Annotated in this window: 12 protein-coding genes; all 12 read left to right on the forward strand. The window is 69.9% G+C overall.

All coding sequences use genetic code 11. The features are described 5' to 3' along the window. Window positions 1-10: 10 nt before the first annotated feature. The 12 genes from BLT62_RS04705 (at window position 11) to BLT62_RS04760 (ending at window position 14,467) form a co-directional block, all read left to right on the forward strand. A complete protein-coding gene (locus BLT62_RS04705; RefSeq protein ID WP_083363027.1) occupies window positions 11-976 on the forward strand; it encodes an AAA family ATPase in 966 nt (321 codons plus the stop codon). Then, the gene (locus BLT62_RS04710) at window positions 973-2,325 is read left to right on the forward strand and encodes a DUF58 domain-containing protein (RefSeq protein WP_083363028.1); all 1,353 of its coding nucleotides are present in this window, start codon (window positions 973-975) and stop codon (window positions 2,323-2,325) included. Before BLT62_RS04705 ends, BLT62_RS04710 begins: the two co-directional genes overlap by 4 nt. Next, a complete protein-coding gene (locus tag BLT62_RS04715; protein ID WP_083363029.1) occupies window positions 2,322-4,850 on the forward strand; it encodes a DUF3488 and transglutaminase-like domain-containing protein in 2,529 nt (842 codons plus the stop codon). Before BLT62_RS04710 ends, BLT62_RS04715 begins: the two co-directional genes overlap by 4 nt. A gap of 86 nt (window positions 4,851-4,936) precedes the next feature. Beyond that, window positions 4,937-5,890, forward strand: a complete 954-nt coding sequence (locus BLT62_RS04720) for an FHA domain-containing protein (protein WP_083363030.1) — start codon at window positions 4,937-4,939, stop codon at window positions 5,888-5,890. Window positions 5,891-5,935: 45 nt separating this feature from the next. Further along, window positions 5,936-6,769: a PP2C family protein-serine/threonine phosphatase gene (locus tag BLT62_RS04725; protein WP_172829638.1), complete on the forward strand. Its 834-nt coding sequence runs from the start codon at window positions 5,936-5,938 to the stop codon at window positions 6,767-6,769. Continuing rightward, the gene (locus tag BLT62_RS04730) at window positions 6,759-7,526 is read left to right on the forward strand and encodes a hypothetical protein (RefSeq protein ID WP_083363031.1); all 768 of its coding nucleotides are present in this window, start codon (window positions 6,759-6,761) and stop codon (window positions 7,524-7,526) included. Before BLT62_RS04725 ends, BLT62_RS04730 begins: the two co-directional genes overlap by 11 nt. Before the next feature lie 63 nt (window positions 7,527-7,589). Further along, window positions 7,590-8,270 (forward strand): hypothetical protein, encoded by a 681-nt coding sequence (locus tag BLT62_RS04735; RefSeq protein ID WP_083363032.1) that lies wholly within the window; start codon window positions 7,590-7,592, stop codon window positions 8,268-8,270. Window positions 8,271-8,447: 177 nt separating this feature from the next. Next, a complete protein-coding gene (locus BLT62_RS04740; protein ID WP_083363033.1) occupies window positions 8,448-10,118 on the forward strand; it encodes a GspE/PulE family protein in 1,671 nt (556 codons plus the stop codon). Between the two features lie 44 nt (window positions 10,119-10,162). After that, window positions 10,163-12,151: a PilT/PilU family type 4a pilus ATPase gene (locus BLT62_RS18285; RefSeq protein ID WP_269457797.1), complete on the forward strand. Its 1,989-nt coding sequence runs from the start codon at window positions 10,163-10,165 to the stop codon at window positions 12,149-12,151. Next, window positions 12,151-13,380, forward strand: coding sequence for a type II secretion system F family protein (locus tag BLT62_RS04750; RefSeq protein ID WP_083363034.1), 1,230 nt, complete (start codon window positions 12,151-12,153; stop codon window positions 13,378-13,380). The genes BLT62_RS18285 and BLT62_RS04750 overlap by 1 nt, the downstream gene beginning before the upstream one ends. 147 nt (window positions 13,381-13,527) lie before the next feature. Continuing rightward, a complete protein-coding gene (locus BLT62_RS18290) occupies window positions 13,528-13,959 on the forward strand; it encodes a competence type IV pilus major pilin ComGC (protein WP_156786244.1) in 432 nt (143 codons plus the stop codon). Window positions 13,960-14,023: 64 nt separating this feature from the next. Continuing rightward, window positions 14,024-14,467, forward strand: coding sequence for a type IV pilus modification PilV family protein (locus BLT62_RS04760; RefSeq protein WP_083363036.1), 444 nt, complete (start codon window positions 14,024-14,026; stop codon window positions 14,465-14,467). Window position 14,468 lies beyond the last annotated feature (1 nt).

Here is a 14,468-nt window from a genome sequence, read left to right on the forward strand (position 1 = left end):
AAGACGAGACATGACAATCAGCCCCGAACAGACAGCCTGGTTCGCCGCGACGTTCCGCTCGATGGTGGAGAACGTCGAGACGGTCGTGCTCGGCAAGCGCCATGTCATCGAGCTCGCCTTCACCGCCATGGTCAGCGAGGGGCACCTGCTGCTGGAGGACTTCCCCGGCACCGGCAAGACCTCGCTCGCGCGGGCCATGGGGCAGACCGTGCACGGCACGAACTCGCGCATCCAGTTCACGCCGGACCTGCTGCCCGGCGACGTGACGGGCATCACGGTGTACGACCAGAAGCGCGGCGAGTTCGAGTTCCACTCCGGGCCCATCTTCGCCAACATCGTGCTCGCCGACGAGATCAACCGGGCCAGCCCGAAGACCCAGTCGGCGCTGCTCGAGGCGATGGAGGAGGGCAAGGTCACCGTCGACGGCATCACCCGCAGCACGGGATCGCCGTTCCTGGTCATCGCCACCCAGAACCCGATCGAGCAGGCCGGCACCTACCGGCTGCCGGAGGCCCAGCTCGACCGCTTCATGATGAAGACCTCGCTCGGCTACCCCGACCTCGCCTCAACCATCCGCATCCTCGAGGGCACCAGCACCGCGCAGCCGACCGTCAGCCCCATCATCACACCGCAGGCGCTCGTCGGCATGAGCGACCTGGCCCGCGGCGTCTTCGTCAACCCGCTCGTGCTCGACTACATCGCGCGCATCGTGGAGGCCAGCCGCAACACCGGCCAGCTGCGCATGGGCGTGAGCGTGCGCGGCGCCCGCGCACTCACCAAGGCGGCCAAGACGTGGGCCGCCGCCCACGAGCGCTCCTATGTGATCCCGGATGACGTCAAGCTGCTCGCCGAGGCCGTGCTCGCGCACCGCATCGTCGTCGACCCGGAGGCGGAGTTCGACGGGGTCACCGCCAACGCCGTCATCGGGCAGCTGCTGCTCGACATCGTTCCGCCGATGAGGAGCGAATTGGCGTGACATTCAACACCGAGTCGCGGGGCAGCCAGACCGCGACGTCGACGGGCATCACCACTCACACCCGCTACTCGACGTCGCGTCGAGGGCTGCTTGTGCGCGCGCTCGTCCGGGTGTCCTCCCTCTGGCAGGCCATACAGGCCGGCCTCGTCACCGCGTGGACCTGGGTGCGCGAGACCGTGACGGCGGCCGGGGCCCTGGCCATCCTCGCGCTGCTCGCGCTGCCCATCGGAATCTCACTGGGCTGGACGGAGCTGATCGTGGCTGGCGCCCTTGCCGCCGCGCTGCTGCTGCTCGCCCTGCCGTTCCTGCTCGGCGGCAAGGCGTATTCCGTGCAGTTCCAGGTTCCCGTCGAGCGCGTCGTCGCCGGCGGCGAGGTGCACGGCACGCTCGACGTGAGCAACGTCTCGAAGAGCTTCGAGCTCCCGGGCCGGGTGGACGTGCCGATCGGCAGCGGCACCACCGAGATCGCCGTGCCGCTGTTGCGGCCGGGCGCCCACCACGCCGAGGTCGTCGTCATCCCGACCCCGCGCCGCGGGATCATCGATGTCGGCCCGGTCACCACCCTGCGCACCGACCCGATCGGGCTGCTGCGCCGCGAGCACGCGCAGGCCGAGGTGCACCGGCTGTTCGTGCACCCGGTGACGGTGTCGATCCCGAGCACCAGCGCCGGCTTCGTGCGCGACCTCGAGGGCAACCCGACGAACCGCATCGTCGACGCCGACATGTCCTTCCACGCCATCCGGGAGTATGCCGCCGGCGACGCCCAGCGCAGCATCCACTGGAAGTCCACCGCGAAGACCGGCCAGCTGATGGTGCGCCAGTACGAGGAGAGCCGGCGTTCCCGCCTCGTCGTCGTGCTCAGCCTCGCGACCACCGACTTCAACAGCGACGAGGAGTTCGAGATCGCGGTCAGCGCGGCCGGCTCCCTCGGCACGCGCGCCATCCGCGACGGGCGCGACCTCGCAGTCGTGGCGAGCGAGCAGATCCAGGAGCTGGCCCGCAGCTCGGTGCACAGCATCCGCAGCCTGCCCGTGCTCTCGACGCGGGCGCTCCTCGACGAGCTGAGCGGCATCGAGAAGGCCTCGGCCACCATGCCCATCGAGGACGTGTGCGCGCTCACCGGCCAGGCGATCCCCGACGTGTCCATCGCGATCGTCGTCTGCGGCTCCGCAGTGACGGCCACCCGCCTGCGCAGCCTCACCCTGCGTTTCGGGCCGGATGTCGCGGTGCTCACCGTGCGCATCGACCCGCTCGCCGTGCCGAGCTACCGGGAGCTCGCCGGCGTCGGCGTGCTCACCATCGCAGTGCTCGACGACCTCCGCTCCCTGCTGGCCAGGAGGGCATCGTGAGCGGCCTGCGCCCGGGCGAGAACCGCTTCGGCCTCACCGCCCGGCCGCCGAGGCGCCCCTCGCTGGGCGAGCGGTTGCGCGGCGTGCCGCTTGCCAGCGGAGCCGCCTATGTGCTGGCCATGGCGGTACTCGCGGCCGCGGCCGCGTGGCCGATCTACCAGACCCCGTATTTCTTCATCACCGCGGCCGGCGCCGCGGCGCTCGGCGTCGGCATCGCCGGCCTCAGCCTGGTCCAGGGCTGGTCCTGGTTCACGACACTGCTCGCGACGCTCGGCGCCTACCTCGTCTTCGGCGTGCCGCTCGCGGTTCCGTCCAGTCTGGGCCTCGGGCCGGAACTGCTGCGCGGGCTGGGCGAGCTGCTGATGCGCAGCGTCTTCGGGTGGAAGGAGCTGGTGACGATCTCGCTGCCGGTCGGCAGCTATCAGGCGCTGCTCGTTCCCTTCTTCGCCGTGATGCTCGGCACGATCGTGCTCTCGCTCTCGTTCGTCTGGCGCAGCCGCCGTCTCGATCTGCTGGCGGTGCCGCTGATGCTCGCGGCCGTCGCCTTCGGCATCCTCTTTGGCTCCAGCCTGATGAGCCCGGCCTGGAGCGTGGCCGGTCTGACGCTGCCCGCTCCGCGCGAGACCGTGATCGGCGCCGCCGCCTTCCTGCTCTCCCTCGGCTTCCTGACCGGGCGGGCGCGGCGAGCCCGCCGCGCGGCGCAGATGCACCGAGTGGCATCCGGGGCGGGCAAGCGCAGCTTCGCCGGCTCCGCGCGCCGCGCCAGCCGCAGCGCGCTGACCATCGGCGTGCTCGTCGCCGCGATCGCGATCGCCGTTCCCGTTGCCGCCGTGCCGCTCCGGGTCGACCAGCGCGACGTTCTGCGCACCAGCATCGAGCCCGAGCTCGCGCTGCGCGAGTTCGTCAGCCCGCTGAGCACCTACCGCGGCTTCCTCAGCGACGACCGCCTCAACACCGAACTGTTGCGCGTCACGGCCAGCGGCGCGTCGGCCGAGCGGCTGCGCGTCGCGGTCTTGAGCTACTACGACGGCGAGGTGTTCCGAGTCGTCGACCCCGCGCGCGGCATCGGCGAGCGCTCGACCGCCTTCGCCCGCACACCCGGCCTCGCGGTGGGCGCCACGGCCGCGAGCACCCTCGAGGTGGGCATTGCCGAGTATTCGGAGGTGTGGATGCCGCTGGCCGGCCAGCTCTCCCGCGTCGACTTCCACGGCAAGCGCAAGCAGGCGCTCACCGACGGCTTCTTCTACAACGAGCAGACCGCCGCCGGCGTGCAGCTGAACCAGCTGCGACCGGGCGACAGCTTCACCCTGCGGACGAACGCCCCAGCCGCTCAGCCCGGCGATCTCGCGGCGGCGCAGAAGCCCCGCGACCGCTCGGAGCGCGTCGAGGAGACGCTGTTCCCCGAGAGTCTCGACAAATGGGTCGCAGCCCAGGGCCTCGGCAGCACCGACGGCGCCGCCCTGCAAGAACTGATCACCCGGCTGCGGGAGCGCGGCTACCTGAGCCACGCACTGACCTCGGCGGGGCCCGCCGGGTATGCGTGGCAGCAGGAGCGGGGCAACATCGGATTCGCGCCGAGCCTGGCCGGGCACTCTGTCGGGCGCATCGACATGCTCTTCAGCTCCCTGCTCGACAAACAGAACACGACGAGCTCGACCGACAACGCCGACCTCGTGGCCGCGGTGGGCGACGACGAGCAGTTCGCCGTCGCCGCCGCACTGATCGCCGAGTCGCTCGGGTTCCCCGCCCGGGTCGTGCTCGGCTTCCACCTCGATGACGGCACCGCCGGCGCCTCCGCATCCGGAATGCCCGCCTGCGCTGCGGGGAGCTGCAGCGGGCGCAACCTGAGCGCGTGGATCGAGGTGCAGGAGGCCGGCGGCGGGTGGATCCCCGTCGACGTCACGCCGCAATACGAGAACCCGATCTCGCCCCGCGACGAGCAGACGCGCGACCCGCAGAACACCACAGAGGTGATCTCGGACGGGGCGACGGAGGTGACGCCGCCGGAGGCCGATCCCGCAGGCGGCGGCGAGACCCCCGACGAGCCGGCCGAGGAGAGCGCCGACCTGGCCTGGCTGTTGACGGCGCTCAGAATTGTCGGGTTGGTGCTTCTCGGCCTGCTGGTCGTGGGCGCGCCGCTGGTCGCCGCGACGGCCGCGAAGGCGTTGCGCCGGCGCGCGCGCCGCACCGCCGCCGGCACGACGGAGCGCATCGCCGGGGGCTGGGACGACTACGTCGACACCGCCGTCGACCTCGGGCTGCCCGCGCCGGGCAGCGACACTCGCACAGAGCTCGCCGCGCGCTACGACAGCCCGAATGGGCACATGATAGCGGTGCTTGCCGACGAGGCCGTGTTCGGCCCCGTCGCCCCCGGCCCGGCCGAGAGCGACGCATACTGGGCCGCCGTGGATGCCGAGCGGGCACTGCTCACCCAGGAGTTCACCCGCTGGCAGCGCATGCGGGCGCGCCTGTCGCTGCGCTCCTTCGGCCGCGGCGTCCGCGCGAAGAAGGCTCGCAATGGATAGATTCACAGGAGGACGGTTGACGCCGACCAGGCCAACGACTGTGCAAAGGGGGATGGCGCCGGCATGGCCTGCCTCGCCGAACGACCATGACTGAGAATCCGATTCTGCTCGTCGGTGCGCTCCTCGCACTTCTGCTCGCGGCCGCGCTGCTCGTCTGGGGAGTGTTCGCGCTGCGGGCGCGTGCCCGACGGCGCACCGATGCCGCGATCGCGGATGCCGGGGCGGAGAGCGCCCGGCGCGTCGGCGCACCCGCCTTCGCGCCTCTGCCGAGCGAGGAGGTGCCGGCGCGCATTCCGTTCGGCACCGCGGAGAGCTCGGCTCCGGCGGGCGGGCCGGTAGAGGAGCTTCCCTCTCCGGCGGCGGACGCACCGCTGCCGCACGCCGAGATCGTCGCTGCCGACGTGCCGCGTGCCGCCATCAGCTACACGCCCGCACTGCTGGAGTCGGCCGGGCCAGCGGGCGGGCCGGCCCCGGCCCCCATCGAGATGCCGGAGGAGCTCTCCGTCCGCATCGGCCCGCCGGCGGGAGCGCAGCGCGCGGCGCTGCCGCTGATCGACGCCGTCCCCGACTTCTCCGCGCCCGCCGCGCCAGCCCCGGCCGTGCCCAGCGCGCTGCAGGATCCGGTGCCGGCCAGTGGCCCGGCATCCGAGATGCATGCGGCCCTGTCGGTCGACCCGCTGGACGCGACCATCATCACCGGCCGGCGCAACAGCGCCTGGGTGTTCGAGTCCGAGTCGGGCCAGCGGGTGCCGCTCAGCGCCGCCGTGGTGCTGCTGGGGCGCAACCCGTCACACCTCCCCGGCCACGAAGACGCCCAGCTCGTCACCGTGCGCGACGCGGGGCGTACTGTGTCCAAGACGCATGTGATGCTGCACCGGCACGAGGACTCGTGGCGGATCACCGATCTGGACTCGACCAACGGCGTCTACCTCCTCGGGGCAGACGGCGAAGAGACCGAACTCGAGCCGGGCACTCCGGCACGCATCACCGACCGTTTCATCTTGGGCGAAATGTCTGCCCGAATCTTTCAAGAGGAGTGAGCGGTGCACCAACGCTCGACTGAAACACTGGCCAAGAGTCCCATCGTGCTGCGTCATCAGGCGCACACGGATGTCGGCCACAAACGCGCGGTGAACGAGGACTCGCTGCTCGCCGAGCACCCCGTCTACATCGTGGCCGACGGCATGGGCGGGCACGAGGCGGGCGACCTCGCCAGCGCCGCCGTCGTCGAGGCGTTCCGCCCGCTGGTGGGCGGCGCCGAGGTGCTGCCCGCCGACGTTGTCGCGGCGGTCGGCCGCGCGCAGACGGCGGTCGAGCGCATCTCCGCCGGGCGGGCACGGGGTGCGGGAAGCACCCTGAGCGGCATCGTGCTGGTCAACGAGCAGACCCAGCCCGCCTGGCTTGTGCTGAACGTCGGCGATTCGCGGGTCTACCGGCTGAGCGGCGGCGAGCTCAGCCGCATCACGCACGACCACTCGCTGGTGCAGGAGATGCTGGACTCCGGCACGCTCGCACCGGAGGACGCCGCCGACTACGTGGGGCGCAACGTGATCACCCGTGCCATCGGTGCCGCCGACGCCCGCGCCGACTACTGGATGCACCCGGTGATCACGGGGGAGCGCCTCCTGGTGTGCTCCGACGGGCTGAGCGGCGAGCTCCCCGACGAGGTGCTGCGCGTGCTGCTCGCCATGGGCGGTCCGGTGGACTCGACCGCATCCGAACTGCTGACGCAGGCGCTGCTCCACGGCGGGCGCGACAACGTCTCGCTCATCGTCATCGACGTGCTGAACGGCGGCGCGGCCGACCTCGGCGAGGGCGCGGGCCCCGACTCCGGTGTGGGCGAGCACGACACCGTCGACTTGCTTCTGGAAGACACGGCGAAACTCCCCTGGCGGAAGGGGCGCGGCGGTGGACGCTGACACCGCGGGCTCGAGAGTCCCGGCCGCCCACTCCGGCTCCGACGGGGACGCTGACGCGGCCTTTGCAGCCGTGTTCGACGCCGCCGCAGAGATGGACGCCGCCGATCCCACCCGCCGTTCCCTCCGCGCCGCCGACAGCCCCGCGTTCGATGAGGACACCCGGATCGTCGTCCGCGCGGCCCCGAGCCCCGAGCTGTCAGTCGAGCCCGAGCCCGAGCCCGAGCCCGAGCCCGCGACCGAGACAGAGACCGAGCCCGAGCCCAAGCCCGAGACCGCGCCCGAGCCCGAACTCGACGAGTCGACCAGGCTCGTGACCCGACGCCGGCCCCTCGAGGGCGAGCTCGACGAGTCCACCCGAATCGTGGCGCGGCCCGACCCGCTCGACCAGGAGACGGTGGCCGCGCCGTTCGTCGACGAGTCCACCCGACCCGTTCCCCGGCGCCGCCAGCCACGCGCGGACGCCGTCGCGCCGCTGCTCACGCTGGCCGACGTCCCGCCCGCCCCTGCCCAGCCCGCGCCGCTCGCCACGTCGCTGGAGTCCGGGCAGCGCGACAGCTACCCGCCCCGGGTCCTGCCCGAACAGCAGCCGGTCGAGCGCCTGAACGTTGCGGCGGAGCCCCGGGAGGACGCCGCCGTCCCCACACAGCCCGGGGAGCGCGCCCTTCGCCTGGCCATCACCGTGCTGGCCGTCATCGGCGGCGCCACCGTGCTGGCCGCCTCGATCGTGGCGATCGTGCTGCTTCTGAACACCCTCTGACGTCGCGCCGCGCCGCCGGGGCCGGCTGCCTCCCAGCCCGCGGCCGCTCGCTACACTGAATCCATGACTGCGACGCCCACGCCGAAGCCGCGTTCCCGAGACCGCAAGGTGGGGCTGGCGATTGTCGCAGCGATCGTGCTCGCGGTCGGCGCCGTGAGCGCCGGCTACGCGGTCGGGGCGATGCCGCCCAGCGACGCGGCATCCGCCGGCGCCAACCCCTCGGAGACGCCGGAGCGCCCCGCCCCCGAGACCAGCACGCCGGCGGCCCCGGAGCCGAGCGCAGCTCCCGTCTCGCGGGTTCCCGCCACCTGCGCGGGAATCTACAGCACCGACTGGGCCGCGCAGATGGGCGGCCTCGTGCTGAACCCGGCCTGGATCAACGAGCCGGGCCAGCCAGCGGTGTTCGGAAGCGCCGACGACACGTTGATCGCGGTCCTGCAGGCGGCGGATCCGCTGAGCTGCCGCTGGGGCAGCGAGGCCGGAGGGGGCGATCGATTCCTCGTCACCAACGTCACGTCCCTGTCTGGCTCGCAGCCGGCCGAGGTCCTCGCACGGTTGGCAGAGCTCGGGCTGAGCTGCTACGACGAGCTTGGTGGCACCCGCTGCATCATCGAGGCGACCGACGACAATGGTTTCTCTGGTGAGTCCCACTTCGTGCGGGGTGAGGTGTGGCTCGCCACCCGCTGGATGAACATCGCGCCAGACGGCTACACCCACGACATCGTCAACACCCTCTGGAAGTAGACCCCGCGAGCCCCGTTCGGGGGTGAGGCGACCGTTCGGCCCCGAAAGTGGGGTACCGCCGTTTGGCCCGAGCGCGTATCTTTGCGGCCTGAGATATAACTGCGAGCACGTTCTTGCCCTACACAACTGCGGCTGCTCGCGGATGCCGCAGCATACCTTTTTCCCGAGGAGGTTCTTGTGGCAACGCTTTCAGAAATCCTGATCCTGCATGGCCATTTACCGATCGAGCACCTCGACTCGATCGCCAACGCAGGAGGCAACGACGAGAGCGCCGTGCGCATGCTCGTCGAGAGCGGCGTCATCTCCGAGGTACAACTCTCGCGGGCGCGCGCGGCACAGGCCGGACTGCCCTTCGTCGAGCTGGTCGACTTCCCGGTCGACCGCAACGCGGTAGCGCTCGTCGGCGCCGCCATCTGCCGTCGCCACGAGCTGCTGCCCATCGCCATCTCCGGCGACCGCATCGCTGTCGCCATGGTCAATCCCGGCAACGTCTTCGCGATCGACGATGTGCGCGAGGCCTCGCGGATGCACGTCGACCTCATCGTCGCCGAGCGCAGCGACCTGCTCGCCGCCATCGCCCGGTACCACCGCGCCGACGACGAGCTGAGCGACCTCACCACCACGCTCGAGGAGGAGAACGCCCCGCTCGAGCAGACCGACTTCGGCATCGGCGAGAACAACGAGGACGACGCCCCCATCGTGCGCTTCGTCAACTTGCTGGTCAGCCAGGCCATCCAGGACAAGGCCTCCGATATCCACATCGAGCCGGCCGAGCGCGAGATGCGGGTCCGCTACCGCATCGACGGCGTGCTGCACGAGATGCAGCCGGCCCCGAAGAGCATCCAGAACGGCGTCATCTCGCGCCTGAAGATCATGAGCGACATCGACATCGCCGAGCGGCGCAAACCGCAGGACGGCCGCATGTCGGTCAACCACGGCGGGCGCAAGATCGACCTCCGCGTGGCCACCCTGCCGACGGTGTGGGGCGAGAAGGTCGTCATGCGAATCCTCGACAACACCAACACGAGCCTCGACGTGCGCGACCTGGCCCTGCTCGAGCGCAACTTCGAGGCGTACAAGGCCAGCTACACCAAGCCGTACGGCATGATCCTCGTCACCGGGCCCACCGGCTCGGGCAAGTCGACGACGCTCTACACGACGCTCGGCGCGGTCGCCCGCCCCGAGATCAACGTCATCACGGTTGAAGACCCGGTCGAGTACCGGATGCCGGGCATCAACCAGGTGCAGGTGAACCCCAAGGCGGGCCTCACCTTTGCCAGCGCGCTGCGCAGCATCCTGCGCTCCGACCCTGACGTGGTGCTGCTCGGCGAGATCCGCGACCACGAGACCGCCCAGATCGCCATCGAGGCGTCGCTGACCGGCCACCTCGTGCTCTCCACGCTGCACACCAACGACGCCCCGAGCGCCGTCACCCGCCTCACCGAAATGGACATCGAGCCGTTCCTCGTCGGCTCGGCCCTCGACTGCGTCGTCGCCCAGCGACTCGCGCGTCGCCTCTGCGAACGCTGCAAGCGGCCGGAGGAGCTGGAGCCCGAGTACGTCGCCCGGCTGCGTTTCCGCTACGACTCCGCCCAGCCCCGCCCCGTCGTCTACCAGCCGGTCGGATGCCAGAGCTGCTCGAACACCGGGTACCGCGGCCGCATCGCGGTGCACGAGGTCATGACCGTGACCGAGGAGATCGAGCGGATGGCGGTCGCCCGCTCATCCAGCGCCGAGATCGGTCGCGTCGCCCAGGAGCAGGGAATGATCACCCTGCGCGAAGACGGCTGGGAGAAGGCCAAGATGGGTCTCACGTCGATCGAAGAAATTCTGCGAGTCGTGGCGTAACCGCGCCTGCCCGACGACCCGCACCACGAGAGGAACACAGCCGCATGGACAGGCCACCGTACGACATCCCAGCCGAGCCGGGCGACTCCGCTGACGGCTGGGCGCCGCAGCGCCGCCGGGCAGCAGAGGGCTTTGACGCCACGCCCGCCGCGGCCGCGTCGCCCTTCGATGCGCTGATGGCCGAGTTCACGCTGCGTGCAGAGGCTGCCGGCCTGGACCCGGCAGCTGACGTCGCGCCGCCCGCAGTCGTTCCGCACGCCGCCGTTCCGCCCGTTGCAGCGCAGCCTGTTGTCACGCCGCCCATCGCGGCCGCTCCGCCGACTGCCTTTCCGCCCGCCTACGTCGCCCCAGTTGTGGCCCCGCCGGCCGAGCTGCAGCCGCCCGTCGTGTCGAGCGCCATCTCGGAGGGGCACGACGCGATCCCGAGCTACCCGCTGCCCGGTTACGCGCAGCCGCCGGCCTATGAGGCCCCGAGCTACCGCCCCGTCGACACCTGGGAGGAGCCGGCGAGCGAGCCATCGGGCTTCGAGCTGCTCGGCCTCGCGCCGGCCCCGGAGCCCGTGAGCCCCGTGCCGGCCGAGCCCGTCGCCGTGGCCGAGGCGGCGCCCATCTCGGCGCCCGTTCCCGTGCCGGTCAGCGCAGGCGGCGGCGCGTACGACGATGCCCTCACCGAGGCGCTCCCCGTCGTTCCGCCGCAGGCACCCGCCTACCCGCCGGTCAGCACGGCCGCGGCGTTCCCTGCGCCAACCCGCCCGTCCCCGGCGCTCTCCGCACCGGCCCCCGCGCCGATGCCCCCGCCCACTGGGGAGCGCTTCTCGCACGCGGTCGCCATCGAGCCGGAGCCCTTCGACACCAGCACGCTCACCGTCGTCGAACGTGCCGCTCTCGACAACGCCGACCGCGATCTGATCGCGTCGCTGCAGCAGGTCGTGCTGCAGCGGGCATCCGACCTGCACGTCACCGTGAACGCCGCCCCGACCCTGCGCGTGGACGGCAGCCTGCGCCCAGCGCTCGAGGATGTGCCGTGGTCGCGCAACAAGGTGACCAGCGCCCTGATGAGCCTGCTCAACGAGCGCCAGGCCGAGAAGTTCGCCGAGGTCATGGAACTCGACTTCGCGTTCACGATCTCGGCCAACGCCCGCTTCCGTGTGAACTTCTACCAGCAGCGCGGGGCGATCGGTGCGGCGTTCCGTCTGATCCCCACCGAGATCAAGCAGCTCAAGGCGCTCGGCGTGCCGGATGTCGTGGCGAAGTTCGCCACGCTGCCCCGCGGGCTCGTGCTCGTGACAGGACCGACCGGTAGCGGCAAGTCCACCACGCTGGCCGCCCTCATCGACCTCGTCAACGAGACGCGGGCCGACCACATCGTCACGGTGGAAGACCCGATCGAGTTCATGCACACGCACAAGAAGTCGCTTGTCAACCAGCGCGAGGTCGGTGCGGACACGCACAGCTTCACGGCAGCACTCAAGCACGTGCTGCGTCAGGACCCGGATGTGATCCTGGTCGGCGAGCTCCGCGACCTCGAGACCATCTCCGTCGCGCTCACCGCAGCAGAGACCGGCCACCTCGTGTTCGCCACCCTGCACACGCAGTCCGCCCCGCAGACGGTCGACCGCATCATCGACGTCTTCCCGCCGCACCAGCAGGAGCAGGTGCGCGCTCAGCTCGCCCTCACCCTGCAGGGCGTGGTCTGCCAGACGCTCGTCAAGCGCGCCAGCAACTCGGGGCGCGCGGTCGCCACCGAGATCCTGGTGACCACCCCGGCCGTCAGCAACCTGATCCGCGAGGGCCAGACTCACCAGATCACGGCCGCGATGCAGGCCGGTGGCCAGTTCGGCATGCGCACGCTCGAGCAGCACCTGGCCGAGCTGGTCAATGCGGGAACCATCACGCACGCCGCAGCCGCGGAGAAGGCGCAGGACCTCGAGAGCCTGCGTCAGTTGATCACCCGCGCCGACACCGGGCATCCCGCCGACGCACTCTCCAGCGGCATCGACTACGGCGGCTCCTTCGTGGGAGGGCCACGCTAATGTCCATGACCAAGCCGTTCGCCTACACGGGGCGCAACGCAGCAGGCAAGATCAGCAAGGGCAAGATCGATGCCGTGAGCAGCGGCGCCGTCGCTGCGCGGCTACGCGACATGGGGCTCTCCCCGGTCTCGATCACGGAAGCTCCGGCCGGCACCGGGCTCAATATGGAGATCAACATCGCCGGTCTCGGCGGGGGAGTGAAGCTCAAGGACCTCGCGGTGGCGAGCCGCCAGATGGCCACCATGATTGCCGCCGGGCTCTCGCTGCTGCGCACCCTCACGATCCTGGCCGGTCAAACAGAGAACAAGAAGCTGGCCAGCACCCTGGATGCCGTGCGCAGCGACATCGAGACGGGCGGCTCGCTGTCGGGCTCGATGGCGAAGCACGGCGAGATCTTCCCGCCGATCATGATCCACCTGGTGCGCGCCGGTGAGACCGGTGGCTTCCTGGAGCGCTCGCTCGAGCAGGTCGCCGACAACTTCGAGGCCGAGGTCAAGCTCGTCAACACCGTCAAGTCGGCGCTCACCTACCCGGTCGTCGTGCTGATCATGGCGTTGCTGGCGATGGTCGGCATGCTCATCTTCATCGTGCCAGTCTTCGAGAACATGTTCGCCGGCCTCGGTGGCGAACTACCATTCGCGACGAAGATCCTCGTCGTGCTCTCCCAGGCGATGGTCTGGGTCGGCCCCATCGTGCTCGTGACTGGCATCGTCTTCGGAGTCTGGTGGGGCAAGAACAAGCACACCGAAGAGGTGCGCAAGGTCGTCGACCCCATGAAGCTCAAGCTGCCCGTCTTCGGCGACCTCTTCAAGAAGGTGGCGCTGGCCCGCTTCACCCGCAACTTCTCGACGATGCTCGGCGCCGGCGTTCCGATCTTGCAGGCACTCGCCATCGTCGGCGAGACGAGCGGCAACTATGTGATCGAGGAGGCGCTCAAGAAGGTGGCCGAGTCGGTGCGCCAAGGACGCTCGATCGCCGAGCCGTTGTCGCATGAATCGGTGTTCCCTCCCATGATCGTGCAGATGGTCGCCGTCGGCGAGGACGCCGGATCGCTCGAGCAGATGCTCGCCAAGATCGCCGACTTCTACGACGAAGAGGTGGAGTCGACGACCAAGCAGCTCACCTCGCTCATCGAGCCACTCATGATCGCCGTCATCGGCGTCATCATCGGATCGATGATCGTCGCCCTCTACATGCCCGTCTTCAGCGTCTTCGACCAGATCAAATAGGGCGATTCGCTTACCCCGTAACTGGGGACAAGGATCGCGCCTTTCACCCCCGGTAAGGGGATGTTGCTGGGAAGTCGCTGGCAATATGCTCATACTCCGGCTGGCTTGCCAGCCCTGAGTCCAACCCCCTACAGATTGGAGACCGTCATGGTCATCCGCGTACAAGACGCACTTGCAGCCCGACGCAATGCCGCCGGAGACCGCGAAAAGGGCTTCACCCTGATCGAGCTCCTCGTCGTCGTCCTCATTATCGGCGTGCTCGCCGCCATCGCCATCCCGATCTACCTCGGCCAGCAGGACACGGCCAAGGACAAGGCCGTCTCGGCCGCCATCACCAATGCGAAGACCGCCGTCGTCGCTGAGCTGGTCACCGGAACCCCCGTCGCCACGGTCATCGCCGACACGAACCTCGCTGCTGTGAAGGCATACACGCCGAGCGCCGACATCAAGGTCACGATCGCCGCTGGCGCGACTCCGGACAAGTTCGTCATCACCGGCAACTGGGCTCCGGGCGGAACAGTCGAAGCCGGCCACACCCACACCATCACCGACAACGGCGCGGCGAAGAAGACTCCGTAGTCAGTCCGAACTTCACCGAAGTTCTTTTGCACCAACCCGAACACACAGAGTGGATTGACTCCCTATGGTCACCCTCACACCCGAGGCCGCGCTCGTCACACCCGAGAAGGGTGAGAACGAGCGCGGCTTCGGCGTGATCGAAATCCTGGTCTCGATGTTCCTCTTGGGGATCATCGCGATCGCCTTCCTGCCTCTCCTCATCCAGGCAATGAAGACAACACAGCTCAACACCACCGTGGCGACGGCCACTCAAATCGTCAATGAGCAGCTCGACGCGGCGCGTGCCCAGATCGGCAGCTGTGCAACGCTCAGCGGCTATGCGTCGGCGGCACTCATCCCCACCACCGACCCGCGCGGCGTCGTGCTCACCCCCCACCGTTCCGTGGTCAGAGGGTGCCCTGCCCCGGCGGTCTACCCGGCCACCGCGAAGATCAAGGTGTGGGTGACCGACGCCGAAGGCGACGTCATCACCGAGACTGTGGCCCTCGTCCTCTTGAAGACGGCCTAGT

Source organism: Microterricola viridarii (assembly GCF_900104895.1).
Classification (GTDB): Bacteria; Actinomycetota; Actinomycetes; order Actinomycetales; family Microbacteriaceae; genus Microterricola; species Microterricola viridarii.

Coding starts and splice junctions, on each gene's coding strand:
- BLT62_RS04760 (WP_083363036.1), top strand. CDS start 14,024: ATGGTCACCCTCACACCCGAGGCCGCGCTCGTCACACCCGAGAAGGGT.
- BLT62_RS18290 (WP_156786244.1), top strand. CDS start 13,528: ATGGTCATCCGCGTACAAGACGCACTTGCAGCCCGACGCAATGCCGCC.
- BLT62_RS04720 (WP_083363030.1), top strand. CDS start 4,937: ATGACTGAGAATCCGATTCTGCTCGTCGGTGCGCTCCTCGCACTTCTG.
- BLT62_RS04750 (WP_083363034.1), top strand. CDS start 12,151: ATGTCCATGACCAAGCCGTTCGCCTACACGGGGCGCAACGCAGCAGGC.
- BLT62_RS04735 (WP_083363032.1), top strand. CDS start 7,590: ATGACTGCGACGCCCACGCCGAAGCCGCGTTCCCGAGACCGCAAGGTG.
- BLT62_RS04705 (WP_083363027.1), top strand. CDS start 11: ATGACAATCAGCCCCGAACAGACAGCCTGGTTCGCCGCGACGTTCCGC.
- BLT62_RS18285 (WP_269457797.1), top strand. CDS start 10,163: ATGGACAGGCCACCGTACGACATCCCAGCCGAGCCGGGCGACTCCGCT.